The organism is Brevibacterium sp. CCUG 69071 (genome assembly GCF_021023135.1).
In the GTDB taxonomy this organism is placed as follows: Bacteria; Actinomycetota; Actinomycetes; order Actinomycetales; family Brevibacteriaceae; genus Brevibacterium.
Map to the genome: position 1 here is coordinate 55,144 of NZ_PGFV01000004.1, position 23,005 is coordinate 78,148.

Annotated in this window: 16 protein-coding genes and 1 tRNA gene; 9 read left to right on the forward strand and 8 right to left on the reverse strand. The window is 66.9% G+C overall.

What is annotated here, in order from left to right:
• Window positions 1-56: 56 nt before the first annotated feature.
• Window positions 57-2,453, reverse strand: coding sequence for a YhgE/Pip domain-containing protein (locus tag CV023_RS11960; RefSeq protein ID WP_230745934.1), 2,397 nt, complete (start codon window positions 2,451-2,453; stop codon window positions 57-59).
• Window positions 2,450-5,338: an MMPL family transporter gene (locus CV023_RS11965; protein ID WP_230745935.1), complete on the reverse strand. Its 2,889-nt coding sequence runs from the start codon at window positions 5,336-5,338 to the stop codon at window positions 2,450-2,452. Before CV023_RS11965 ends, CV023_RS11960 begins: the two co-directional genes overlap by 4 nt.
• Window positions 5,339-5,526: 188 nt before the next feature.
• On the opposite strand from CV023_RS11965, the gene CV023_RS11970 reads away from it, so the two are divergent.
• Both CV023_RS11970 and CV023_RS11975 read left to right on the forward strand, forming a co-directional pair.
• Window positions 5,527-6,171 carry a TetR/AcrR family transcriptional regulator gene (locus CV023_RS11970; protein ID WP_230745937.1) on the forward strand — a complete coding sequence of 215 codons (645 nt, stop codon included), beginning with the start codon at window positions 5,527-5,529 and terminating at the stop codon, window positions 6,169-6,171.
• 74 nt (window positions 6,172-6,245) lie between these two features.
• Complete coding sequence (locus tag CV023_RS11975; RefSeq protein WP_230745938.1) at window positions 6,246-7,217, forward strand: hypothetical protein; 972 nt, start codon at window positions 6,246-6,248, stop codon at window positions 7,215-7,217.
• Between the two features lie 5 nt (window positions 7,218-7,222).
• Here the strand turns inward: CV023_RS11975 and CV023_RS11980 are convergent, their stop codons facing one another.
• Complete coding sequence (locus CV023_RS11980) at window positions 7,223-8,353, reverse strand: C45 family autoproteolytic acyltransferase/hydolase (RefSeq protein WP_230745940.1); 1,131 nt, start codon at window positions 8,351-8,353, stop codon at window positions 7,223-7,225.
• A gap of 138 nt (window positions 8,354-8,491) precedes the next feature.
• The gene (locus tag CV023_RS11985) at window positions 8,492-9,598 is read right to left on the reverse strand and encodes an MBL fold metallo-hydrolase (protein ID WP_230745941.1); all 1,107 of its coding nucleotides are present in this window, start codon (window positions 9,596-9,598) and stop codon (window positions 8,492-8,494) included.
• A gap of 272 nt (window positions 9,599-9,870) precedes the next feature.
• Here CV023_RS11985 and CV023_RS11990 point away from each other — a divergent pair, with 272 nt between their 5' ends.
• The gene (locus tag CV023_RS11990) at window positions 9,871-11,244 is read left to right on the forward strand and encodes an APC family permease (RefSeq protein ID WP_230745942.1); all 1,374 of its coding nucleotides are present in this window, start codon (window positions 9,871-9,873) and stop codon (window positions 11,242-11,244) included.
• A 476-nt stretch (window positions 11,245-11,720) separates the two neighbouring features.
• On the opposite strand, the gene CV023_RS11995 is transcribed toward CV023_RS11990, so the two are convergent.
• A tRNA-Ser gene (locus tag CV023_RS11995) sits at window positions 11,721-11,808 on the reverse strand.
• 174 nt (window positions 11,809-11,982) lie between these two features.
• Window positions 11,983-14,850 (reverse strand): maltokinase N-terminal cap-like domain-containing protein, encoded by a 2,868-nt coding sequence (locus CV023_RS12000; RefSeq protein WP_230745943.1) that lies wholly within the window; start codon window positions 14,848-14,850, stop codon window positions 11,983-11,985.
• Window positions 14,851-15,045: 195 nt separating this feature from the next.
• On the opposite strand from CV023_RS12000, the gene ilvA reads away from it, so the two are divergent.
• The 5 genes from ilvA to CV023_RS12025 are packed head-to-tail and all read left to right on the forward strand — an operon-like array spanning window position 15,046 to window position 19,403.
• The gene (ilvA, locus tag CV023_RS12005) at window positions 15,046-16,362 is read left to right on the forward strand and encodes a threonine ammonia-lyase IlvA (protein ID WP_269067361.1); all 1,317 of its coding nucleotides are present in this window, start codon (window positions 15,046-15,048) and stop codon (window positions 16,360-16,362) included.
• A gap of 50 nt (window positions 16,363-16,412) precedes the next feature.
• Complete coding sequence (locus CV023_RS12010) at window positions 16,413-17,423, forward strand: NAD(P)H-quinone oxidoreductase (protein WP_230745945.1); 1,011 nt, start codon at window positions 16,413-16,415, stop codon at window positions 17,421-17,423.
• Window positions 17,420-17,995: a proteasome activator gene (locus tag CV023_RS12015; RefSeq protein WP_230745946.1), complete on the forward strand. Its 576-nt coding sequence runs from the start codon at window positions 17,420-17,422 to the stop codon at window positions 17,993-17,995. The genes CV023_RS12010 and CV023_RS12015 overlap by 4 nt, the downstream gene beginning before the upstream one ends.
• Window positions 17,992-18,585 (forward strand): hypothetical protein, encoded by a 594-nt coding sequence (locus tag CV023_RS12020; protein WP_230745947.1) that lies wholly within the window; start codon window positions 17,992-17,994, stop codon window positions 18,583-18,585. The genes CV023_RS12015 and CV023_RS12020 overlap by 4 nt, the downstream gene beginning before the upstream one ends.
• Window positions 18,582-19,403, forward strand: a complete 822-nt coding sequence (locus CV023_RS12025; RefSeq protein ID WP_230745948.1) for an HAD family hydrolase — start codon at window positions 18,582-18,584, stop codon at window positions 19,401-19,403. The genes CV023_RS12020 and CV023_RS12025 overlap by 4 nt, the downstream gene beginning before the upstream one ends.
• A gap of 30 nt (window positions 19,404-19,433) precedes the next feature.
• Here CV023_RS12025 and CV023_RS12030 read toward each other — a convergent pair whose 3' ends face one another.
• Both CV023_RS12030 and serS read right to left on the reverse strand, forming a co-directional pair.
• Complete coding sequence (locus CV023_RS12030; RefSeq protein ID WP_230745951.1) at window positions 19,434-20,282, reverse strand: HAD family hydrolase; 849 nt, start codon at window positions 20,280-20,282, stop codon at window positions 19,434-19,436.
• A 49-nt stretch (window positions 20,283-20,331) separates the two neighbouring features.
• On the reverse strand, window positions 20,332-21,612 hold the full coding sequence (gene serS / locus CV023_RS12035) for a serine--tRNA ligase (protein WP_230745953.1): 1,281 nt from the start codon (window positions 21,610-21,612) through the stop codon (window positions 20,332-20,334).
• An 81-nt stretch (window positions 21,613-21,693) separates the two neighbouring features.
• On the opposite strand from serS, the gene CV023_RS12040 reads away from it, so the two are divergent.
• Window positions 21,694-22,809 (forward strand): diacylglycerol/lipid kinase family protein, encoded by a 1,116-nt coding sequence (locus CV023_RS12040; protein ID WP_230745954.1) that lies wholly within the window; start codon window positions 21,694-21,696, stop codon window positions 22,807-22,809.
• Window positions 22,810-23,005 lie beyond the last annotated feature (196 nt).

Sequence of the window (23,005 nt, forward strand, 5' to 3'; positions counted from 1 at the left end):
ACATCGCCCGCGCCTCGCCCGCCACAGGCCACGCGGCCCGCGCGCCGCACCCAACCTCAGGCCATGGCCAGTGCGGCCTCCGGCTTCGTCGACCTCGCGCGCACGATCGCCAGCAGCGACATCACGATGCCGATGACCGCCCAGGCGAGCAGTCCCCCGTAGGCGGCGGCCTGACCGGTGGTGCCCGCCGCGATCGCTGCGAAGCCATTCATCGCCGGTGTCAGCGGCAGGAGCGGGGCGACGAAGTCGAAGAACTGCGGCACCGCACCGATCGTCCGCCCGGCCACGGCGAGGACCACGGCGATCACGGACAGGAATCTGCCCACGCCGCCGAACCACGCCACGAGCGCGAAGTTGAGGATCATGAACACCATCGCGGAGACGAACGTGAGCACCGCGATGTCGAAGCCTTGGACGGCATCGATGTCCATCACGGTGACCGCGAGGATCGAGAGCACGAGCGCCTGCAGCACGCCGACGATGACGCCGGGCAGCAGACCTCGCAGCCAGACTGCGAAGGATGACCTGGTCGAGAGCAGGGTCGAGGCCGGGATCGGCTTGAGCACGGTGTAGGTGACGAGTCCGCCGACCCAGAGTGCGAGCATGATCAGCAGGGCGATCGTCGATCCCTGGAGCACATCGGTGACGTCGTCGCTGCCGGGCGACTTGATGTTCGCCGAGGCGACCTTCGCCAGTTTGTCCCGATCCGTCGAGGAGTAGGACGGCACTTCGTCCGCGCCGTCCTTGACGCCGTCGGAGAACTTCCCGACGCCCTCGGAGTACTTGTCGGTGCCCTTCGCGAGCTGATCGAGTCCGGCGGCGAGGTCCGAGGTGCCCGTGGCCGCCTGGGAGACGCCGTCGGTGTACTGGCCGATTCCGTCGGAGAGCTGACCGGCGCCCTCGGAGAGCTGTCCGGCGCCGTCGTCGAGCTGGGTCGAGGCATCCGCGACCTTCCCGACGCCCTTCGAGAGTTCGGGCATGCCGTCGGCGAGCTGCTGGTTGCCGTCGGCCACACCCGAGGCACCTTCGCGCAGGCCCTTCGAGGCCTCGAGCAGTTTCGGGGCGTTCTTCGAGATGTCCTCCATGCCCTTCGTCAGCTCGCCGAGGCCGTCCTCGAGTCCCTTGACGAACTTGGTCATGCCCTTGCTCAGTTCGCTCGCCCCGTCGGCGAGGCCATCGGCGCCGCCGAGCAGCGACTGACCGGACGTCTTGTCCTTCTGCTCGAGCCCGTCCACGGCCGAGCCGAGACCGCCCGAGGTGCCCTTGAGCAGTCCCTGGGCGAAGGCCTGTTCGATGCCCTGGCAGACCTCGTCCGGGGTGCCCGTGGGGCAGAGTTCACCGCGCGCCGTTTCGGCTTCCTTCGAGGTCATCAGACCGGCGTCCACGAGCGCGTCGAGGTCGGGGTTGGCGGCGGCGAGCTTATCGGCCTGGTCCGCGCCGTCCTTGAGACCGTCGCGGTACTGGTGGAGTCCGTCGGAGAGTCCCGAAGCCCCGTCGGAGACGCCCTTGGCGCCCTTGTCGAGGTCTTTGCCGCCGTCGATGAGATCGTCGAGGCCGCCCTCATCGGAACCGCCCGAACCGGAGAAGCCCTTGATGATCTCGTCGATGGACTTCGTGTATTCGTCGACGCCGTCGGAGAGTTCGCCGGAGCCGTCTGCGAGCTTCTGCGTGCTCTCGGGCAGCTCGGCGGTCTGCTTCTTCATCTCCTGCAGTCCGCCCGAGAGCTGGGAGGTGCCGTCCGAGAGGTCTCCCGCGCCCTTGGCGAGGTCACCGGCCCCGGATTTGAGCTCTCCGCCGTTGGTGGAGAGCTCGTCCATGCCCTTCGACAGGTCCCCGGCGCCGCTCGCGGACTTCTCGGTGCCCGTCTTCAGGTCCTTCGCCCCGTCGTCGAGCTCCCCGGCGGCGTCGCCGAGGTCCTTCATCTGGTCGCCCATCTTGTTGAAGCCGACGTAGATGTTGTCAAGGTAGTTCTCGGTCATCTCGGTGTTGAAGGTCGTGCGCGCGACCTCGGCGACCGACCGGGAGATCTGCGTATCCGCGGCCGGGGCGACCCCGGAGACATCGACGTCGAGCTGCGTCTGCGTCGCGGACTTCGCATCGTCGACTGAGGTCACCGCCCGAGAGAAGCCCTCGGGGATGGTCAGCTTCGCGGCATAGGTGCCGTCCGAGAGTCCCTTCGCCGCGTCGTCCTCGTCGGTGATCACCCAGTGGATGTTGTTGTCCTCTTCGCCGACGAGTCCGCTGGTCAGCTCGCGGCCGATCGGCACGGTCTCCCCGTCGACCTCGGCCCCGTCGTCGTTGTTGACGATGGCGGCCTCGATGGTGTCGAGACGGTCGCTCGACTTCCAGGTGGCCAGGATGAATCCGGCGGCCACGATGATGGGGATGAGCACAAGGCCGATGAGCGACACCCAGGTCACGGGCCGCTTCGAGTTCGCACGTTCGAGTTTCACGACTGCACGCCTTCCATGTTGCTGCGGCCGGCCGCGTGGGCCCGGACACCGCCGTTGTCGTCATCTGCTCCACCATCGCCCTCGGGGGCGGCCTCGTCGAGGTCGAGGTGGAAGTAGTTCGTGTGTGGGTACAGGATCCCCGAAACGTCCCCGTCCGGGAGTCCGAGCACGATGGCCGTGCCCGCCTCCTGCAGCTGGGGCAGAAGTTCGGCGAGTTCCCGCCCGGTGTGGGTGGCTAGGGCCTGTGCCCCATCGATGATGAGCAGGTCAGGCGCCGAGGTGGCCCACCGTGAGAGCTCGCGTGAACTCGGCAGGGTGGCCGGTACCTCGGCATCGAGTTCGAAGTAGGGCACGCTGCGACGGACCTTGCCGGCATGCTCCGGCAGAACCTCGTGGCCGATCTTCATCTCCCCGGCGCTCAGCCCGACACGTCCGGACAGGGCGAGGAGCAGGGCACGACGTGCACGTCCGCTGGCGACGAGCACCTGGCCCGGCAACAGAGAGATGTCGACACGGGAGAAGCCGCGATCCCCGGAGTAGACGCCGATGCCGCGTCCGTAGACCCGGTACGGCGAATCCGGCTCCGGCCAATCGCGCAGGGCCACCTCGTGGGCGAGCCCTTCGCCTTCGACATCGAGCCGGGGCAGGATCCGGTCGAGCCACTTCGGCAGCCACCAGGCCTTGTCACCGAGCAGCTGCATGATCGCCGGGACCAGCGACATGCGCACGAGGAAGGCATCGACGAAGATGCCGGAGGCCAGGGCCAGGGCGATCGACTTGATGATCGGCTCGCCGGCGGGCACGAAGGCCGCGAACACGGAGAACATGATGACCGCTGCGGCCGTGACCACGCGGGCCGAGGAGGCGAAGCCGGCCTTGATCGCGTCCCGCGCACTCGCCCCGTGGACATAGGCCTCGCGCATTCCGGAGACGAGGAACACCTCGTAGTCCATGGCCAGTCCGAACAGGATGCCCATGACGATGATCGGCAGGAAGCTGATCACCGGACCGGTCTGGTCGATGCCCATGGGTCCGGCGAGGAAGCCGTCGTGGAAGACGAGGACGACCGTGCCGAAGGAGGCGAAGACGCTGAGCAGGAATCCGCCGGTCGCCTTGATGGGCACCGCGATCGAGCGGAAGACCATCATCAGCAGGATGATCGAGAGGCCGACGACGAAGATGCCGAAGGGCAGCAGGGCCTGGCCGAGCTGGTCGGAGACGTCGATCTGGATCGCCGTGGCCCCGGTGACAGCGGTCTCGAAGTCATAGTCGGCTTCGATCTCGTCGCTGAGCGCCCGCAGCCGGTCGACGGTATCGAGGGTCGCGGGGTCATCGGAGGCCGTGGTCGGAATGATCTGGAACAGGGCGGTGGTGGCATCCTCGTTGGGGGTCGCGAGAATGACCTGGTCGACGCCGTCGACCTCCTCGATCCGATCCTTGATCTGGTCGACGTCGTCGAGCGGATCGTCGGAGGTCACGATCTGGCTCGTCATCACCAGCGGACCGTTGAAGCCGGGGCCGAAGTGCTCGTCGATGAGGTCGTAGGTCGTCTTCGCGGGGCTGCCTTCCTCCTGCTGCCCGGCGGTGGGCAGGGACAGCTGCAGCTGGGTCGCGGGAATCGCGAACAGGGCGAGACCGCCGACGATGACGACGATGGTCAGCAGCGGGATCTTCGTGACCGCCCGCAGCCAGCCGGCGAAGAACTTATTCATGATCGTCGGCGGGTAGGGCTCCCCCGCCTCGGCGCGGGCTTCGGAGGCGATGTCGTCACGGGTGGCGGGGGCTGACGCGGCCGGTGCCTGCGTGCGCTCGGATGCGCGCGCCTCGGCGGCGGCGGCGAAGGCCTTCCGGTAGCGCTTCGTCGGCTTCGGGGTGATCTTGCCCTTGACGAGACCGAGCAGGGCCGGGACGAGGGTGAGCGAGATGAGCACGGCGACGAGCACGGAGCCCGAAGCGCCGATGCCCATGATGGTGAGGAAGGGGATGCCGGCCAGGGACAGACCGAGCAGCGCGATCATCACGGTCATTCCGGCGAAGACGACGGCGGAGCCGGCCGTGGCGACCGCGCGTCCGGCCGCCTCGATGGGCGCGTGGCCTTCGGCGAGCAGAGCTCTGTCCCGAGAGACGATGAAGAGGGCGTAGTCGATGCCGACCGCCAGGCCCAACATCAGCGCCAACATGATCGAGGAGGAGTTGATCGCCCCGAAGGCGGTGGCGCCGACGATGAGGAGCACGGAGATGCCGACGCCGATGAGCGCGGTGATCAGAGGCATGCCGGCGGCACGGAAGGAGCCCAGAGTGAGCAGGAGGACGATGAAGGCGATGACGACGCCGATGCCTTCGACCCAGGAGATCTCGACTCCGGTGATCTGGAAGAGCTCGCCGCCGGCTTCGACCTCGGCACCCGGGAGGGCATCGCGGACCGGGTCGAGGGCGTCGAGGAGCTGGTCGGGCGCCTCGGGGCCGACCTCCTGCTGAGTGCCGTCGTACTGCACGGAGATCTGCGCGGCTCGTTTGTCGTCGCTGATCGCCCCGTCGACGAGGTCGTCGAAGGGAGAGGTCACGGCGTCGACATGCGGAAGGTCCTTGAAGTCGTCGACGGCGTCCTCGATCTCGTCCTTGTACTTCTTGTCGTCGATGGAGTCGCCGCCGGCGGCGACGACGATGACCGTAGAGGACACTCCGGCCGCCGAGGGGAAGGTCGACTTCATCGAGTCGAGCGCTGTCTGCGCCTCCGAACCGGGCAGCGTGAAGTCATTGTCGAAGTCCTTGGCGAAGGCCGCGACGCCGGCGCCGACGAGTCCGAAGATGACCAGCCACAGGGCGATGAAGCGGAGTGGAGTGCGATAGGCGCGGCGCCCCAGCGCGTACAGGAATGTTGACACAGAGACCTCGATACAAGAATGTATTGGATACAGTATTGTATTGTTGTTGACTCAGGGCCTTCGGCGCAAATGAATCCCGAATTTCGCGAGGATTCTCACTGGATGCCCAGAAACCCCTGGACGCCGACAGCCCTCGACAACCCCTGGACCCGACTCGATGACCCAGCGACCTCTGGAACGAAGCACCGATGAATGACGACAAGCTCAGCGCCCGCAGACGGCAGACCCGCTCGACCCTGGTCGAGGCGGGCATCTCCGTGTTCGCCGTCAAAGGCATCGACGGGGCCTCGATCGAGGAGATCTGCGAGGCCGCCGGGTTCACCCGCGGGGCCTTCTACTCGAACTTCTCCGGCCGTGATGAGCTCATCCTCGCGACGATCGAGTCGCGCACCTCGCACGATCTCGACATGCTCGACGCCACCATCGAACGCTGGCGCGATCGTCTTAGCTGCGGTCAACCCGGTGACCTCGAGGGCTTCCTCACGGAGTTCATCACCGACACCTTCAGTCAGAAGGTGGTCACCGCCGCCGAGGTGATCGCCGAGCACGAGATCGAGCTCTACTGCCTGCGCACGCCCGGGCTCTACCCCCGGTACGCGGAGCTGAGCTCCTATCAGATCGAACGGATCCAGTCCCTGATCGAGAACGCGATCGGATTCGCCGAGGCGGCCGCGACGATTCCGCTGCCCGACCTCATCAGCGCGCTGACGGCCATCCATTCGCAGGCCGCCCTGCGGGCCGCAGCCGGGAAGCGGCTGCACGAGAAGGTCGAGATCGATCCGACCCAGATGGTGCGCATCCTCGCCCGCCTCCTCGACTTCGACCGCGACTGAGGTATTCGACGTCGACCGAGACCGAGATCTACGACCACCGGGCAGACGCCCGCACAGGCACTAAGGTGGATGGCGTGAATGAACTGCAGCGCGAATACACCGCCTTCATCAACAATATGGACGTCCGCCTCGGCGCGTTCGTCCTCGCCGATCTGCCCGAGACCTTCGACAAGGAGGACGGGGAGACGGTGAAGTTCCCCAAGGACTTCGGTCCGAAGTCCCTGCCGATGCTCGAGCTCTTCGTGCTCTCGAAGTTCCCCGACACCGAGGCCGCGCTCGCTCCCGAGAACCGGCGCTTCGTCGAAGGCCTCATCCGCTACCTCGGCGAGACCTTCCTCCGCGCCGTCGGCGGGGTCTGGGACCACGATGAGAAGACCGGCAACGGGATGCCCTTCATCCGCCCCGACACGGAGGCGGGTCCGGAGCAGGGCGAACCGATCCCGCTCGTGGCGATCGTCCTGACCGCCGTCGATCAGCGCACCGCTCGCGTCTTCGGCGCGGTCCTCGACAAGGCCCGGGACAACCTCGGCGGGGATGGGACGCCCAAGCGCCAGTGCACGGGACTGTCGATGGGCATGCTCAACGCCGAGAACTCGAGCAAGGAGGAGGTCGAATTCCTCTCCCGCTTCATCGGCACCGTTGAGCCGGGCATCGCCGCCTGGACGCAGGAGCAGGCCGAGCCGGACTCCTGGTCGTTCGATCGGGAGAGCCTCGCCCGGCTGGGTCGGCAGCTCTCGGTGCGCTACGACTCCCGCGAGGAGATGATGAGCGAGGAGGAGGTCACCTTCGTCGGCGGGGCGATGCGCTTCATCGGCGAGACCGTCCGCCGCATCGGCCTCGGCCAGTGGCGCTACGGCACCGATCTCGAGGCCGACGACCCGCGACAGAAGCAGCCCTTCATCCGCTTCGTCATCGGGGATCAGAACCTCGACATCGTCCCCTGGCGTCTGGCGCAGGCCGCGCTCGAGGACAAGGACGCAATCGCCTCGGCGCTCGATGCGATCATCGAGATGCCTGAGTCGGAGGCTGGCGCGGAGGCGGACTGAGCGCCTCAGAGCTCGAAGCTGCGATTGCCCTCGAGACCGTCGGCGGGTGAGCCGGGGGCGAGGTCGATCCGCTTCCGCACCGGGTCGATCTGGACGGTGACGAGCGTCGCCGAGCGGTCCCCGTAGGGCGCGTCCGGATCCGGGATGCAGCACACGGGCGCCTCGTCCGGTCCGGTGGTCAGCAGCTCCACGAGCTCGGCGGTGCCGGATTCGGAGCTGAGCTCCGCCTCGGCGACCTTCCTCTTCAGATGGTCGAAGCGGGCTCGGGAGGTCGAATCGGGTTTGAGCTCGAGGCCGCCGGGGACGAGCTCCGGATGGAGGAAGTGGTTCGTGTGGACGAGGAATCCCGGCCCGACGGCCGCGCCTGAGCCGGCCGCCCCGCCCGACCCGACCCGCAGCTCGCGTTTCTGCGCGTTCGCGATCTCGACCTGGACCACCTCGTCGGCGCTGACGACCGTGATGATCGACGAGGAGGTGGTCGTCGCCGAGCGGATGATCTCGAGCGCCTCGGGCAGGGTGTGCGCGGTCGCGAGCACGCGCTCGAGGATCGCGTGGATCGGCACTCCCCCGGGCCGGTCCCCCTCATGCTTGAGGATGTTGAGGTGGACGCCGATGCCGGCCTCGTTGAGTCCGATCTTGCCGAGCATCCCGTATTCGGCGATGCCCGCATGCCGGAGCTGACCGGGCACGGCGCCGACGTCGTTGTAGTGCCACAGCGTCGAGTAGTCGGCTATCCAATCCCAGGTCTGAGCGGAGACCGAGGCGCCGGTTCGGCTCAGGCTCACGGTCGAGCACTCGGTCGGGGCGGCCGGGGCCAAGGTCATGATCTCGGTCCGAGCGATGACCTCCATGAGGTCGAGGGTCGCGACCCCCGCGCCCTCGGCGACCGCGGAGATTTCCTCGGCCGAGTTCGGGGCCCATTCCTCCAGCCGTGCGTGACTCGTGGCCGCCGCGGTGCGGACATCCGCCTCGGCGATGGTCAGGTGGGCGAAATAGCGGCGATAGCCGGCGATCGCGGAGCGGATGCCGGTGGAGAGCTCATGCCCGCGCTGCAGCCCGCGCCGGATGTGATCGGCAGCGCGGGAGGTGAAGACCTCGGGCCTGACTCGGGCGGCGGGAATGTACTCGGCACTCATGTGCGACTCCTCTTGCGGTCGGCGGGTGCCACCATCCTCGCATCCGGAGGCGAACCGAGGGTGAGGGGTTTCACATCCCGGGCGGAAGAGGCGGTCGAACAGGCGCGGCCGGGCGCCCTCACAGCCTCGGGCGTCCTCTCAGCCTCGGGCGACGTACGACTCCGCCCCCACCGCGATGTCGAGGTAGTGCATGTGCGCTGCGGTCTCGGCGAGGGCGGCGAAGAGGTTGAAGTGATGGAGCTGGTCGAAGCCGCGCGACCAGTGCAGTCCCTGCGCGATCGAGTAGACGCTGTGGTCCTCGGTCGCTTCCATCCGCTCCCGGATCTCGCCGAGGCGTTCGTGGTGGTGCTCGACGAGCTCGCGCTTGCGGTCATGGAGACCGCGGAACCGGAACCCGTGCGCCGGCAGCACCGAGACGTCCTCCTCGAGGTCCCCGATCCTCTCCAACGATCCCAGATAGTCGCCGAGGCTGTGCGTGATCGCGCCGGAATCGAGGCCGATGTTCGGCGTGATCGTCGGGAGCACATGGTCGCCGGAGAAGAGGAGTCGCTCCTCGTCACGGATGAAGACCGAATGCCCGTAGGTGTGTCCCGGGGTCCACAGGGCGCGCAGGGAGCCGTCTTCGAGGGGCAGTCGGGTGCCGTCCTCGAGCACGTGGATGGTGTCGGGAATCCTGCCCATCAGGGACGCGAATTCGTTCTTCGCTCCCGCACCTCTGTCCTTCTTCGCATCTCCCTGGATGTTCGCGACCTCGCCCCAGCGCTCTTCGGGGACGCCGTAGAGGCGGGCGATGTTGAGATTCGGGTCCGTCCCCGTGCCCAGGTCGAGAGCTTCGGTGAGGAACCGTTTGACCGAGCGCAGGTCCTCGCCGTGCATGGCCACCCAGATGTCCGGGTTCGCCTCGAGCAGGGCGGGCACGAGTCCGATGTGGTCGCGGTGGTAGTGCGTGATCGCGATGCCGCGGATGTTCGCGACCGAGAAGCCCAGGGACTCCAGCGCCGAGGCGAGCGCGGCGTACTGGTCCTTCCCGTCCCAACCGGGATCGATGAGGACGACGCCGTCCCCGTCCGCAAGCGCGTAGCAGTAGGTGTAGACGAGAGGGTTGTTCGGGATCGGGACGGGAATCGCCCACACACCGTCGGCGACGACCTCGACTTCCGGAAGGACCCGGTCCTTCCATGCCTGCGACTGCTGTGTGCTGAGCGTTTCGATCGCCATCGCCGTCTGTTCCCTCTCCTCGGTCATCATTGTCCTTTCTCCGCAATCTACCTCTCTTTGCTTAGTTACTGAAAGGTCATTCGGTGACCTGCACCTGAGACGCAAGCGGCTTTGTGCGTAATGCGCGGGGACTACCACGGAAACAGTCGGGCTAGAGTGTGATCACCCCCGGTTCCCATATCGAATTGTGATCCACATTTCGTTTTCAGTAGTCGCGAAGTTAAGATCTATGACGCACGTCACTGCTGCGCCGTCCCGACCGACATCACGGGCGGCACCGTTCATTGGGGAGGATTGATATGGCTGCTTCGGGGTCCCTGAAACGCAATCTCGGACTGTGGTCCATCGTCGGACTCGGTCTCGGCTACATGACGCCGACCGTCGTCTTCGACACCTTCGGCATCGTGTCCGAACAGACGAACGGGGCGGTGCCCGCCGCCTATCTCGTCGCCCTCATCGTCATGATCTTCACCGCGTTCAGCTACGGCAAGATGGTCCGCATCTTCCCGACAGCCGGCTCGGCGTACACCTACACCCGCGAGACCATGACTCCGGGACTCGGCTTCCTGGTCGGCTGGACCTCGCTCATGGACTATCTGCTTCTGCCGATGGTCAACTGCCTCATCATCCGCCTGTACATGGAGTCGATGGTGCCTGACGCTCCACCGTGGGTGTGGGTCGTCGCCTATACGGTCATCATGACCGGCATCGTGCTCACCTCGATGCGCGGGACGGCGAACCTCAACGGCATCCTCCTCATCTTCGCGATCATCCTGGTGGCCATGTTCTGTGTGCTCGCGGTCATGCAGCTGAACGCCGGCGAGGGCGCCGGGCTCGTCTTCAGCCCCGAGCCCTTCTTCCACGAGGGAGTCCACCTCGGCGCGGTCCTCACGGGCGCCACTGTCGTCTGCTTCTCGTTCATCGGCTTCGACGCCGTGACCATGTACACGAACGAGGCCAAGCACGTCAGCCTCATGCCCAAGGCGATCATGCTCACCGTGCTGGCCGGCGGTCTCATCTTCCTCGTCGCCGGCTACTTCGCCCAGCTGCTCTTCCCCGACAACTCGCAGTTCAGCGTCGTCGACGATCCGCTGCCGGAAATCGGCATGCTCACCGGCGGTCACCTGTTCCAGCTGTTCTTCGTCGCGGCGGCCTTCGCCGCCACGGCCGCCTCGGGGCTGGCATCGCATGCCTCGGTCTCGCGCATGCTGCTGGTGATGGGACGCAACGGCGTGCTGCCGCGGAAGTCCTTCGGCTACATCAACCCGAAGACCCACACCCCCGTGTTCAACATCGTGCTGGTCGGCGCCGTGTGCCTGCTGGCGATGTCGTTCAGCCTCGAGTTCATCTCGGCACTGATCAACTTCGGCGCGCTCATCGCCTTCACCTTCGTCAACCTCACGGTCATCGCGCACTATGCGTTCCGGACCAGGCAGGTCGTCGACTTCAAGTCGGCGTTCAACTATGTGGTCATGCCCGCGATCGGGGCGATCCTCACCGGCGTCCTGTGGGCGAGCCTGCACGGCACCGCGCTCATCGGCGGCCTCATCTGGCTGGCCATCGGCGTCATCTACCTGGCCGTGCTCACCCGCGGCTTCAAGCGCACCGTGCGCAGCTTCGACGACCCGGAGGCCGATGCGAAGATGTCCGAGCCCGAGGTCGCCGCGGACTGAGGGCCGCGCGGCTTCACGGTCGGAAAGCCGGTTGCCCGTTGCCTGTTGCCTCCGCCCTTCGCACGGCTCGGATTGGTCACAGAACCGTGGTCCGCTCGATCGGATCCTCGGTCCGGTGACCTTTTCGGCCGAGCCGATCGACGCGATGGACGTGAGCGGCGTGCCGGAAACCCATGTTTCGATCGTTGAGGGCTAATGGTCGGAATGTGTGGGTTATAGGCCAGATTGTGTGTACAGGATAGGCTCCCTTCCCCTCAGGCAGTAGGTCAGAACAGGGCTGAACATGCTCTGAAGGCACGTTCAGTGTCCGGCCTTCGAAATCACTCCTGCGGAGGTCTGGGGATTGTTCGGCTACCTCCGAGCAGTTTCGGCCCTGATTCTGCTCGGAGGTAGCCGAACAATGCCCGCACGAAGGGGCCTGGAACGAGAAATGTGCCGTGGCATCGAGCGAACGATGTCGTGAGACATCACATGAGCGGAAGCGGTGGGATTCGAACCCACGGTGCGGGGTTGCCGCACAACGGTTTTCAAGACCGTCTCCTTCGGCCGCTCGGACACGCTTCCAATGGTTCAACCGAGGAGTCTGACCCCTCGAATCGAACCCGGCCTGCCCGGCACTCGGCCGAGCCACCATAGTTTCTCACAGGTCGCTCGGCAACTGCCAATCAGCTGCAGCCGAGCGGTCCGGGGCACACTGCTCTGTGCTGGCGGGAACAGCTCGATGCTTCTGAGAACAGCTCAGTGCTTGTTGCGCTTCTTCGACTTGCCGGGATCCTTCGACTTGTCCGCGTTCTTCAGCTTGTCGGAGAACTCGCCGAACACCGACCCCGTGCTCGATTCTGCGGAGCTGTCCGACCCATGCTTTCCGAGGTTCGGCGCAGTGCTCGGCTTCGCCGGAGGCACATCGTGCCCGGTGGAGTCGGCGTCCTCCGAAGTCGCACCGCGAGCGGCGAACGATGCCGGGACACGTCGGACGACAGGCTCCTCCTCGTCGGCGTCGGCGTCGATGTCCTCAAGACCAAGGTCGTCATCCGCATCGGCCGCAGCTTCGGTGGGGACCTCAGCATCAACGTCATCGGCGTCGTCCGGGCCGGCAACCAATACATCGCCGTCCCTATCGGCCGCTGCGACTGAGATCGTCGACTCCGCGTCCGAGCCCGATGCGCCAGGCTCGGCAGACTCGCTCGGTTCGCCAGGCTCGACCGGATCGATGTTCCCGACCGTCTCCGTGGGCTCCACTGGTTCCTGGGTGACGCCGTCTACCAGGGTCTCGGTGGAGTGCGCCCCACCGCTGATCTTCACTTCCTCGGCGCGCTTCTCCCCATCACTCTTGCGAGCGCCGACAACCGAAGTACCGGCGTCAGTCGAGCCCGTCGCCTCGGCGGTCTCGGAGTTCTCCTCGGAAGCAGCATTCTCGTGGGCGTCGGTGTCGGCCGCATGGCGAGCCGGAGCCTCGACGTTCGGTTCGTCGAAGGCGGTGGTGTCCGCGGCGGCCTCGGACGCGGAGGTACTCGGCTCAACAGGTGTGACCGCTTCGGTCGAGACCCCATCGACGAGAGAATCGTGGTGCTCGACCCGGTGCGCGTAGGTGATATCAGCCGGGTCACCGGCTCGCGACTTGTCCACTTCGTCGGCGGTCGGGACGGTTGTCGGCTCCTCGCTCGACTCGGCCTCGGAACCGCCCGCCTGCACTGCATCGCCTGAGTCATCGGCAGAAGCACCGGCGGCAGCGACCCCGCCGATCGCGACGGCGCCGACGCCTGCGCCGATGCCTGCGGCACGCAGCTCCGCCTCGGCGCTGCCCACCTCAGAAGTGCCCGGCCCCACCTCGGAGGTGCCAGACTCTGCCGCAGAAGTACCAAAGGCCGCCTCGGCAGCACCCGTCTCCACCTCGGGGGCACTCAGCTCCACCTCGGTGGGCAGATCCCCGGACCGGGACGGCTTGCCCTTGAGCACCAGGGTCAGGGTCGCAAGCGGCACAGACAGCCAGTTCGGACGGTTGCGCAGCTCGGTGACCACCTCGACGAGGAGGCGGTCGATGAGCGCGGCGCGCAGCACCGGATCGCTCAGGCCGATGCTCTCACCGCGAGCGCGCGAATAGCCGCTGAGCAGGGAATTCTGGACCTGGGAGGCCCACAGATATTCGGGTGAGTCGAAGATCGCCCGCAATGCCGAGGGATCGTTGCCGAAGCCGTTGACGACGAGGCCGCCGTCCTCGGAATCGAGCTCCTCGGTCCGTTGCAGCCGCGCGAAGCCGGCCGCATAGTCGACGCTGCGCAGCAAGGCCACGAGGTCGAGGGCGACGGGCTTCGGATCGGAGTTCGTCGAGTCGGTGAACTTCACGACCGAGTAGCCGTCGCTGGGAGAGCTGACAACATGGTCGAGGGTGAGCTCGCCGTGGATCTTCTGCAGGGAGCCGATGGTCTCGAGCGACTGCAGCTTCTGCCGATGTCCGCGCAGTTCGGGCACGAGCGAGTCGAGTGCCAAGGGCGCACGGCCGAGTGCCCAGTCGATGCGCTCGATCCACTTCTTCACGAGCTGGACGGTCGGGACTCCGGTGCCCTCGACGATGCCGAACTCGGCGGCCATGTCCGAGTGGAGCTCACCGATGCGCCGCCCCATCTCGGCGGCATGGGCGTTGTAGGCGCCGATCGAGCCGGAGTCGACGGCGCAGACGATGTCCACGGCCTCCCGCCAGGCCGGTTCGGCTTCGATGTCGACGTGGGAGAGCAGCGCCATCGGCGCTTCCATCTCCGTGACCTCGAACATGTCGTACCAGCGGCCAGAGCCCCAGCCGATGACCTCGGGCACGCTGCGGGAGCCCGCCTCGGTGAGCAGGACCGGGATCGTCAGCGAGGACGGCATGCCGTTCTCGAGGATCCGGAAGAACGACAGCTCCATCGGCTCGTACTCGTCGTGGATGATCACCGTCGACTTGTGCGGGCCGGAATCGGAGACCTCGATCGGGCGGATGTCCACGGGCATCTCTTCCTTGGCCTCGGCCCGGGCCTCGGTCAGCAACGCCGCCTTCGATGGCTTCGGTGGGACCGCCTCGGCGCCAGTGTCAGTCGATCCGGCACTGCCCGTCGAACCGGCACTGCCGGTCGAACCGGCACCCGAGCTGGTCACGGGGAACGGCATGCCCGACTGCGTGTCCCGAGAGCTCGCCCGGGACGCCGACTTCTCCTGGCTGTGGCGCAGCGATTCGGTGGACAGCTGACCGCCGTCGAAGACCTTGCGCTTGGTGATCGCATCGGCCATGAGGTTGACGAACACGGGATCGGCGGCGCCGTCGTAGACCCAGACCTGGCCGAGGGCGAGGTCATCGATCTGGCCGATGAGGGCGTGGCGGAGGTGAATGTCCTCGGTCCCGCGCAGGGACAGCGGGATGTTGAGGCGGCGCAGAGTGGGACCGTCCCCGACGGAGATCACGGTGACGAGGCCGACGAAGCCGCCGAGCTCCTCGGCCGTGTAGGTGAAGGCACGGGCCACCGACATGGGGGTGATATCGGGGTCGGTCCCGAAATCTGCGGCGAGCTTGGGGAACCACGGCTGCCGAGGTATCCAGCTGGCTAACAGTTGTTCGAGCTCACTGCTGATGGCCATGTCGTCTCCTAGAAGGGATTACGGGCATCTTCCATCCAATCATGATATGACTTCCGCGCCGCCCAGGGCGCACCCGAAATCCGGAAGTCAGCCCACAATAACCACAGAGTCCGGCGCCGAGGCGGTGCCCGGGAACCGTGGACGGAACCACCCTGCGGACACAGTTCACGTCCTCATTTCGGGACGAGTTGCCAAATGGCAAGACAGAAGGAGCACAATAGAGGGGTGTTGAAAGAAGACGTGACATCCCAGCAGCAAACACTCGCGCACGAGGTCGAAGCGGCCGCGTCGCGAATTGCCGATTCCGTCATCCTGTCTCCACTCCACATTTCCGAGCGGCTCTCGGCCGCCACCTCCGCGAACGTCTACCTCAAGCGTGAGGACCTGCAGATGGTGCGGTCCTACAAGATCCGCGGGGCCTTCAACTTCATGCTCCAGCTCGACGCGGCCGAGCGCGCCCGCGGAGTCGTCTGCGCCTCGGCGGGCAACCATGCGCAGGGCTTCGCCCGCGCCTGCAGCCAGCTGGGCATCCAGGGCACGATCTTCGTACCCAAGACCACACCGAGGCAGAAGATCGATCGCGTCCGCCACTTCGGCGGCGAATGGGTGAGCATCGAGATCGCCGGATCGACCTATGACGACGCCTCGGCGCTGGCGCACCGCTTCGCCGACCGCAACGACGCCCTCCTCGTCTCTGCCTTCGACGACCGTCGCACGATCGCCGGCCAGGGCACGGTCGCCGCGGAGATCCACGCTCAGCTCGAGACCAACCCCGACTACATCATCGTGCCCGTCGGCGGCGGCGGAGTCCTCGCCGGAATCGCCGCCTATGCGGCCGCGAACATGCCGAACACCCAGGTCATCGGGGCCGAACCCGCCGGGGCCGCCTCGATGATCGCCGCACTCAAGGCCGGACACCCGGTGACCCTGGAGAACATCGACCGCTTCGCCGACGGCACCGCCGTCAAACGCGCCGGAGCCCTGACCTATGAGATCGTCGCCGACCTCGGCCTCGACATCCGCCCCGTCGCCGAAGGCGCGGTGGCCACGGAGATGCTCAGCATGTATCAGGTCGAGGGCATCATCGCCGAGCCCTCCGGAGCGCTGGCCTCGGCGGGCATCGGCGCCGCCGGCACGGGCAAGCCGATCGTCGTCGAACCCGGGTCGACCGTGGTCTGCCTGGTCTCGGGCGGCAACAACGACATCTCCCGCTACCCGGAGATCCTCGAGCGCTCCCTCGTCCACGAAGGACTCAAGCACTACTTCATCGTCGACTTCCCGCAGGAGCCCGGCGCCCTGCGCCGCTTCCTCAACGAGGTGCTCGGACCCGACGACGACATCGCCATGTTCGAGTACGTCAAACGCTCGGACCGGGAGACCGGTCCCGCGTTCGTCGGCATCGAGCTCGGCTATGCCGAGGATCTGCCGAACCTGCTCGAACGCATGGAGGCCTCGCAGCTCGAGATCGAACGCGTGCACCAGAACTCGCCGATGTTCCGCCTCTTCGCCTGATTCGCCTGGGGAGCCTGCCCCAGCTCGACTCCACGGACTAGAGTGGAAGCATGCGAGCAATCACGATCTCCACACCCGGTGGCCCCGAGGTTCTCCAGGTCACCGATGAACCGACCCCGGACATTGCGGCCGACGAGGTGCTCGTCCGCGTCCACGCGGCCGGCGTCAACCGCGCCGACCTGCTCCAGCGACAGGGCTTCTACGATCCCCCGAAAGGTGCGACGACGATTCCCGGGCTCGAGGTCTCCGGGACGATCGCACGGCTCGGCGCCGAGGTCACCGGCTGGTCCGTCGGCGACCGCGTGGCGGCTCTGCTCTCCGGCGGCGGCTACGCCGAAGAGGTCCCCGTTCCCGCAGGTCAGCTCCTTCCCATCCCCGATGGCTTCGACCTCACCGAGGCGGCGGCCCTGCCCGAGGTGCTCGCCACCGTGTGGTCGAACATCGTCGGCCGCGGTCAGCTCCAGGCCGGCGAATGGCTGCTCGTCCACGGCGGCGGCTCCGGGATCGGCACGGCCGCGATTCAGATCGCGCACCACCTCGGCGCGAAGATCGCCGTCACCGTCGGCTCCGAGCGGAAGGCCGAGTTCTGCCGCAGCCTCGGCGCCGACGCCGTCATCAACTACAAGGACGAGGACTTCGTCGCCCGCGCCCACGAGATCTGCGTCCGCGAGGACGGGTCGACCGGTGCCGATGTCATCCTCGACATCATCGGGGCGAAGTACCTCGAACGCAACATCAAGGCCCTCGGCACCGACGGCCGCCTCGTCATCATCGGCATGCAGGGCGGGACGAAGACCGAGATCAACCTCGGATGGCTGATGCAGCCGCGCAAGTCGGTGGCGGCCACGACCCTGCGGGCCCGCCCGAAGCAGCAGAAGATCGCCATCGTCGCCGAGGTGGCCGAGCACCTGTGGCCGGCCGTGACCTCGGGCGACATCCGTCCCATCGTCCATTCGACGGTGCCGTTGGCCGAGGCGCCGAGCGCTCATCAGACGCTCGAGGACGGGGCCAACATCGGCAAGGTCCTGCTCATCCTCGACGAGGACGGTGACCGAGAATGACCATCGATCCGAACGAGCCCGAGGCCGGCGGACAGAACAGCCATGCCGAGGTGGAGCAGCAGGAACAGGCGACCGAGGCCGATGTGTCCTCGCCGGCGAAGGTGATGCGCATCGGCACGATGGTCAAGCAGCTGCTCGACGAGGTGCGCAGCACCGATCTCGACGAGAAGGGACGCGAGAGGCTGGCGACGATCCACCGCCGGTCGATCGAAGAGCTCGAGGAAGGACTGTCCAAGGAGCTCATCGACGAACTCGAACGCCTCGATCTGCCCTTCGACACCAGCGACGGCCCGCCGACGACCTCCGAGCTGCGCATCGCCCAGGCCCAGCTCGTCGGCTGGCTCGAGGGACTCTTCCACGGCATCCAGACCGCGATCGCGGCCCAGCAGGCCATGGCCCGCCAGGAGCTCGCCGGTCGCGGCCAGTTGCCCCCGGGCATGGTCGCGCCCAATGCCGGGGCGGCCGGTCCCGGCGCCCATACCGCTGCCGGATCAGGGTCCGGGCCGGGCTCGGGTCCGGGCGACGGCGCGGACGACGAAGACGACAACCGCGGCACCGGCAACTATCTGTGAAGCGATTCCTCTCCGGACTGCGGAAGAAGGCCGGCCGCGCTGCCTCCACCGGCCGTCCTGCGCACCTCGGCGACGATGAGCGCTTCGGCACGGGACTGTGGCGACACAACCGCGACCGCTTCATCCGCGCCGTCGACCGCTACTACACCACGGCCGTGTCCATCCACGAGGCCCGCGCGGGCGCACCCGAACCCGGGACCGCCTCGGCGGGGGCGCCCGAACCCGGGGCACCGGAATCCGTGGCAACCGAGAACGATCCGGTGAATACGATCGTCGACGGCACCCACCGTCTCAACGAACTCGTGACCCTCGTCGATGCGATCACCGAACGCCTCCACGCGGACCATCCGGTCACGGGGCAGGTCGTGCCCGGGCTCGTGCGGCAGGCGATCGGGGACACCCCGGAGCTGCTGACCAAGGCCTCAGCGAAGGTCGCCGAGGCGGTCCTGGCCGCATCGATGGCCCGCACCGAGATCCTCGCGGGCAAGCCGATCGGCTCCGGTGCCCGGGCCACCGCCCGCTTCATCGACGATGCCGCCGAGCTGCTCGAGCGGGCGCAGGCGAACCTCGATAAGGTGGAGGAATCATGACCGCCAGCCTGCCCCCGCACGACTTCGAGCTCGGCCTCGTCGCCAGCGACATCGACGGGACGCTGCTGGCCGAATGGCAGCCGATCTCGGCGGCGACGATCGACGCGATCCACCGCTGCCAGGACGCGGGCATCCCCTTCGTCCCGGTGACCGGTCGGCCGATTCGGTGGCTGGCCCCGATCGCCGAGCAGATTCCCGATCTCGGACGAGTCGTCTGCCTCAACGGCGCGGTCATCTATGACATCGCGGCGCAGAGCGTCGTCTCGGCGCACACTCTCGACCACCGCATCGTCGAAGAGATCGTGTCCTCCATCACCGCCGCCCACCCCCAGGCGCACTTCGCCTACGAGACGCTCACGGGCGGACTCATCGATCGGGAGTTCGTCACCCGCCGGCCCCGGCAGGCCGAGGTCATCGACGATGTGGCCGAGCTCGCCGTCCACGACGTGGTCAAGGTCCTCGTGAGCATCGGAACCAAGGATTCGCAGTCGCTCCACGACCTCCTCGGGCCGCTCGTCACCGAGACCTGCCATGCCTCCTTCTCCGATCCGGAGAACGGACTCGTCGAACTCGCTCCGGCCGGGATCACGAAGGCACAGACGCTCGAGAGCCTGTGCGAACACCTCGGCGTGCGCCGGTCGCAGGTGATGGCCTTCGGGGACATGCCCAACGACATCGAGATGCTCAGTTGGGCCGGACACGGTGTGGCGATGGGCAATGCGCTGGGTTCGGTCAAGGAGATCGCGGCCGCCGTCACCGAATCCGTCGCGAACGACGGAGTCGCCCGCTACCTCAACGCCGTGCTCGACGCCCGGTGAGAGCCGACGCCCGGTGAGGGCTCCTGAGTTTCAGCGGGTCGTGCTCGAGCCCGAGGCCTCCAGCAGAGACGCATCGAGGTCGAAGTACTCGACCAGCGCCTCGGCCAGCCCGTCCTCGTCGATCGATCCGGTCACCACGCTGGCGAGCCGTTTGAGGTCGATCTTCGCCTGGCCCATGACGATCCCGTGTTCGACCCACTCGATCATCTCGATGTCGTTGAGTCCGTCACCGGCGCCGACGCTGAGCTCATGCGGCACCCCGAGTTCGGCCTCGACGAGGGCGAGGCCGCTGGCCTTCGAGATCCCCTCGGGGGCGATGTCGAGCCAGTTGCTCCAGCCCACCGAATAGCTGACTTCGTGGAGACCGAGACGATCGACCGCCTCGGCGAAGTCCTCCGCGGTGCCGTTGACCTCGCGCATGACGATGCGCGTCGCCCGCTTCGTCAGCAGCTCGTCGAAGTCGACGATGTCGAGGGTGTCGGCCTCGGCCAGCTCGCCCATCGGGAACGCGCCCGAGGCCCAGCGGTGCAGGTCGGGATCCTCGACGAGGAACAGCGCGGTGGGCAGGGCCTCGTGCATGCGTTCGAGCGCATCGCGCGGGTCGAAGGAGACCACATGGTGCATCTCCCAGCCCAGCGGCAGCTCGGGGTCGAGGCGGACGACGACGGAGCCGTTCGAGCACACGACGAAACCGCGGGTGAGTCCGAGAGCGTGGACGACCTCGAGCGCACCCGGCAGGGCACGTCCGGTGGAGATGACGAGGTGGTGGCCCGCCTCGGCGAGGGCCTCGAGCACCTGCCTCACCGATTCCGACAGCGTTCCGTCATATCCGAGGATCGTGCCGTCGACGTCGAGTGCGATGAGGTGCTTCTGGGCCAATGTGTCGTCTCCTTGAATCAGAATCGTGCGGAGCCAGGAATCGTGGGGGTCAGAACCGTGGACCCTCGGGTCCCTGTGCCGTCATCCCGCCGAGGTAGGGCCGCAGTGCCGCGGGCACCGTGACCGATCCGTCGGCCTGCTGGTGGTTCTCGAGGATAGGCACGAGCCACCGGGTGTTCGCCATGGTCCCGTTGAGGGTGGCGACGGGGCGGGTGGCACCGTCGTGCCGTTCGCGGACCTGCAGGCGGCGGGCCTGGAAGGTCGTGCAGTTCGAGGTCGAGGTCAGTTCGCGGTAGGTCTCCTGGGTCGGCACCCAGGCCTCGCAGTCGAACTTCCGGGCCGCGGAATCACCGAGGTCGCCTGCAGCGGTGTCGATGACACGGTAGGGCAGCTCGCAGAGTCCGAGCATCTTCTCCTGCAGGCTGAGCATCCGCTCGTGTTCGGTCGCGGCGTCCTCGATCGCGACATAAGAGAACATCTCGACCTTCTGGAACTGGTGGACGCGGATGATGCCGCGGGTGTCCTTGCCGTAGGAGCCGGCCTCGCGGCGGTAGCAGGAGGAGATGCCGGCGTAGCGCAGGGGCCCGTCGCTCAGGTCGATGATCTCGCCCATGTGGTAGCCGGCCAGGGGCACCTCTGAGGTGCCGACGAGGAAGAGGTCGTCGGCTTCGAGGCGATAGACCTCATCGGCGTGTTCGCCGAGGAAGCCGGTGCCGCGCATGACTTCGGGCTTGACCAGCGTCGGGGTGATGGTCGGAATGAATCCGGCTTCCTCCGCCACGTCGCGGGCGAGGTTGAGCAGGGCCATCTCGAGCTTGGCGCCGAAGCCCGTGAGGTAGTGGAACCGGGCACCGGCGACCTTGGTCCCGCGCTGGGTGTCGATGGCCTTGAGTCGTTCGCCGATCTCGAGGTGATCGGCCGGTTCGAAGCCGTCGACGCCGAAGTCGCGGGGCTGCCCGACGGTCTTGAGCGTGGCGAAGTTCTCCTCGCCGCCTGCGGGGATGCCTTCGATGATGAGGTTGGGCAGTTTGCCGGCGAGCTTCTCGAACGCGAAGCTGGCCTCTTCGGACTCGGCCTGGAGGGACTTGACCTGCGCGGACTTCTCCTTGCCCTCTGCGATGAGTGCCGGCTTGTCCTCTTTCGCCGCCTTCGCGATCTGGGAGGAGAACGACTTCTGATCGGCGCGGGCATCCTCGTAGGAGGTGATGGCTGCACGTCGCGCGGAATCGGCGGCGAGGACCTCGTCGACGAGGTCGACGGATGCCCCGCGGGCCTCCTGCGATGCCTTGAACAGGTCGGGGTTCTCTCTGAGAAGCGCTAGATCGATCACCCTCTCAGCTTAACGGGCGCCGTCGGATTTCGACATTCGACCCTCAGCTCGCACCCGAGTTCGCCCCTGTAGATTTGTGGGATGACCATCGAGCTTGATCCCGTGATGTCGTGGCTGGTCATCATCGGCCTCGTCATCGTCCTCGGCGCCGCGTTCCTCATCGGCCGCCGCACCGGCGTCCGCCGTGCACTCAAGACCGCACGGCGCTATGCCCACGCGACCAATCTTTCCGACGCCGAGGCGGATCCCGCCACGCGTTACCGTGCGGCCCTCATCGTCAATCCGACGAAGACCGACGTCCGACGCCTGTCCTCGACCGCCGAGGCGATCTGTCGCTTCGAGGGATGGAGCCCGCCGCTCGTGATCGAGACGACGCCCGAGGACACCGGAGAAGGAGCCGCGGTCCGCGCGCTCGACGAGGGTGTCGACGTCGTCATCGCCGCCGGCGGGGACGGGACCGTCCGCGCGGTCGCCTCGGCGCTGGCGGGCACCTCGACCCCGATGGGGATCGTCCCGCTGGGAACCGGCAACCTCCTGGCCCGCAATGTAGAGGTCGTCCTCGACAAGACCGAGTGGGCGCTGCGGATCGCGCTGTGGGGACGCAACCGTGAGATCGATGTGGGCACGGCCAAGATCGCCGAGGATGGGGACACCCACGTCTTCACCGTGATGACGGGACTGGGGTTCGATGCCGCGGTCATGGCCGACACCAATGCGGACCTCAAGAGCCGCCTCGGCTGGCTCGCCTATGTCGAGGCAGGGTCGCGGAAGCTTGCGGGCAAGCCGAGTCACGTCAAGGTCACCTTCGACGATGAGTACCGGATCTCGGCGCGGGTCCGGTCGGTCCTCGGCGGCAACTGCGGGAAGCTGCAGGGCGGGATCCAGCTGCTGCCGCAGGCGGTCATCGACGACGGCATGCTCGACGTGCTCATCGTCAGTCCGAAGAACCTCGGGCAGTGGGTGGGCGTGCTCGCCTCGGTGCTCGGGCGGAAGGCTTCGAATGGCCTGCACACGGACATCCGAAAGTGCCAGAAGGTCGTGATCGAGGCCCGGGATCAGCTCGACATCCAGCTCGACGGGGACCCGGTCGGGCGGTCTTCGTACCTTGAGATGGCGGTCATGCCCTCGGCGCTCACGATCCGTGTCCCGACCGTGGAGCAGCGCAAGCAGATCCGCGCGGAAGCCTGGCCGGTGTGACCGGGCGGGGGTGAACGGGCGGGTGTGAACGGGCCGGCTTAACCGGGCGGGCCCGAATGGGCCGGCTTGAACGGGCGGGCGTGAACGCGGGCATTACCGTCACGTAAGGTCACGGTAACATCTCGGACGACACCAGCAGTTCACCAAAGCGTTATGGCAATTCACCCGACCAAAACGTACAGAAATAGTCCGGCGC

Bases quoted from the DNA above. Each gene is read 5' to 3' on its own strand.
- CV023_RS11970 (WP_230745937.1), top strand. From the start codon at position 5,527: ATGAATGACGACAAGCTCAGCGCCCGCAGACGGCAGACCCGCTCGACC.
- CV023_RS11980 (WP_230745940.1), bottom strand. From the start codon at position 8,353: ATGAGTGCCGAGTACATTCCCGCCGCCCGAGTCAGGCCCGAGGTCTTC.
- CV023_RS11985 (WP_230745941.1), bottom strand. From the start codon at position 9,598: ATGACCGAGGAGAGGGAACAGACGGCGATGGCGATCGAAACGCTCAGC.
- CV023_RS11990 (WP_230745942.1), top strand. From the start codon at position 9,871: ATGGCTGCTTCGGGGTCCCTGAAACGCAATCTCGGACTGTGGTCCATC.
- CV023_RS12000 (WP_230745943.1), bottom strand. From the start codon at position 14,850: ATGGCCATCAGCAGTGAGCTCGAACAACTGTTAGCCAGCTGGATACCT.
- ilvA (WP_269067361.1), top strand. From the start codon at position 15,046: ATGGCAAGACAGAAGGAGCACAATAGAGGGGTGTTGAAAGAAGACGTG.
- CV023_RS12010 (WP_230745945.1), top strand. From the start codon at position 16,413: ATGCGAGCAATCACGATCTCCACACCCGGTGGCCCCGAGGTTCTCCAG.
- CV023_RS12015 (WP_230745946.1), top strand. From the start codon at position 17,420: ATGACCATCGATCCGAACGAGCCCGAGGCCGGCGGACAGAACAGCCAT.
- CV023_RS12025 (WP_230745948.1), top strand. From the start codon at position 18,582: ATGACCGCCAGCCTGCCCCCGCACGACTTCGAGCTCGGCCTCGTCGCC.
- CV023_RS12040 (WP_230745954.1), top strand. From the start codon at position 21,694: ATGACCATCGAGCTTGATCCCGTGATGTCGTGGCTGGTCATCATCGGC.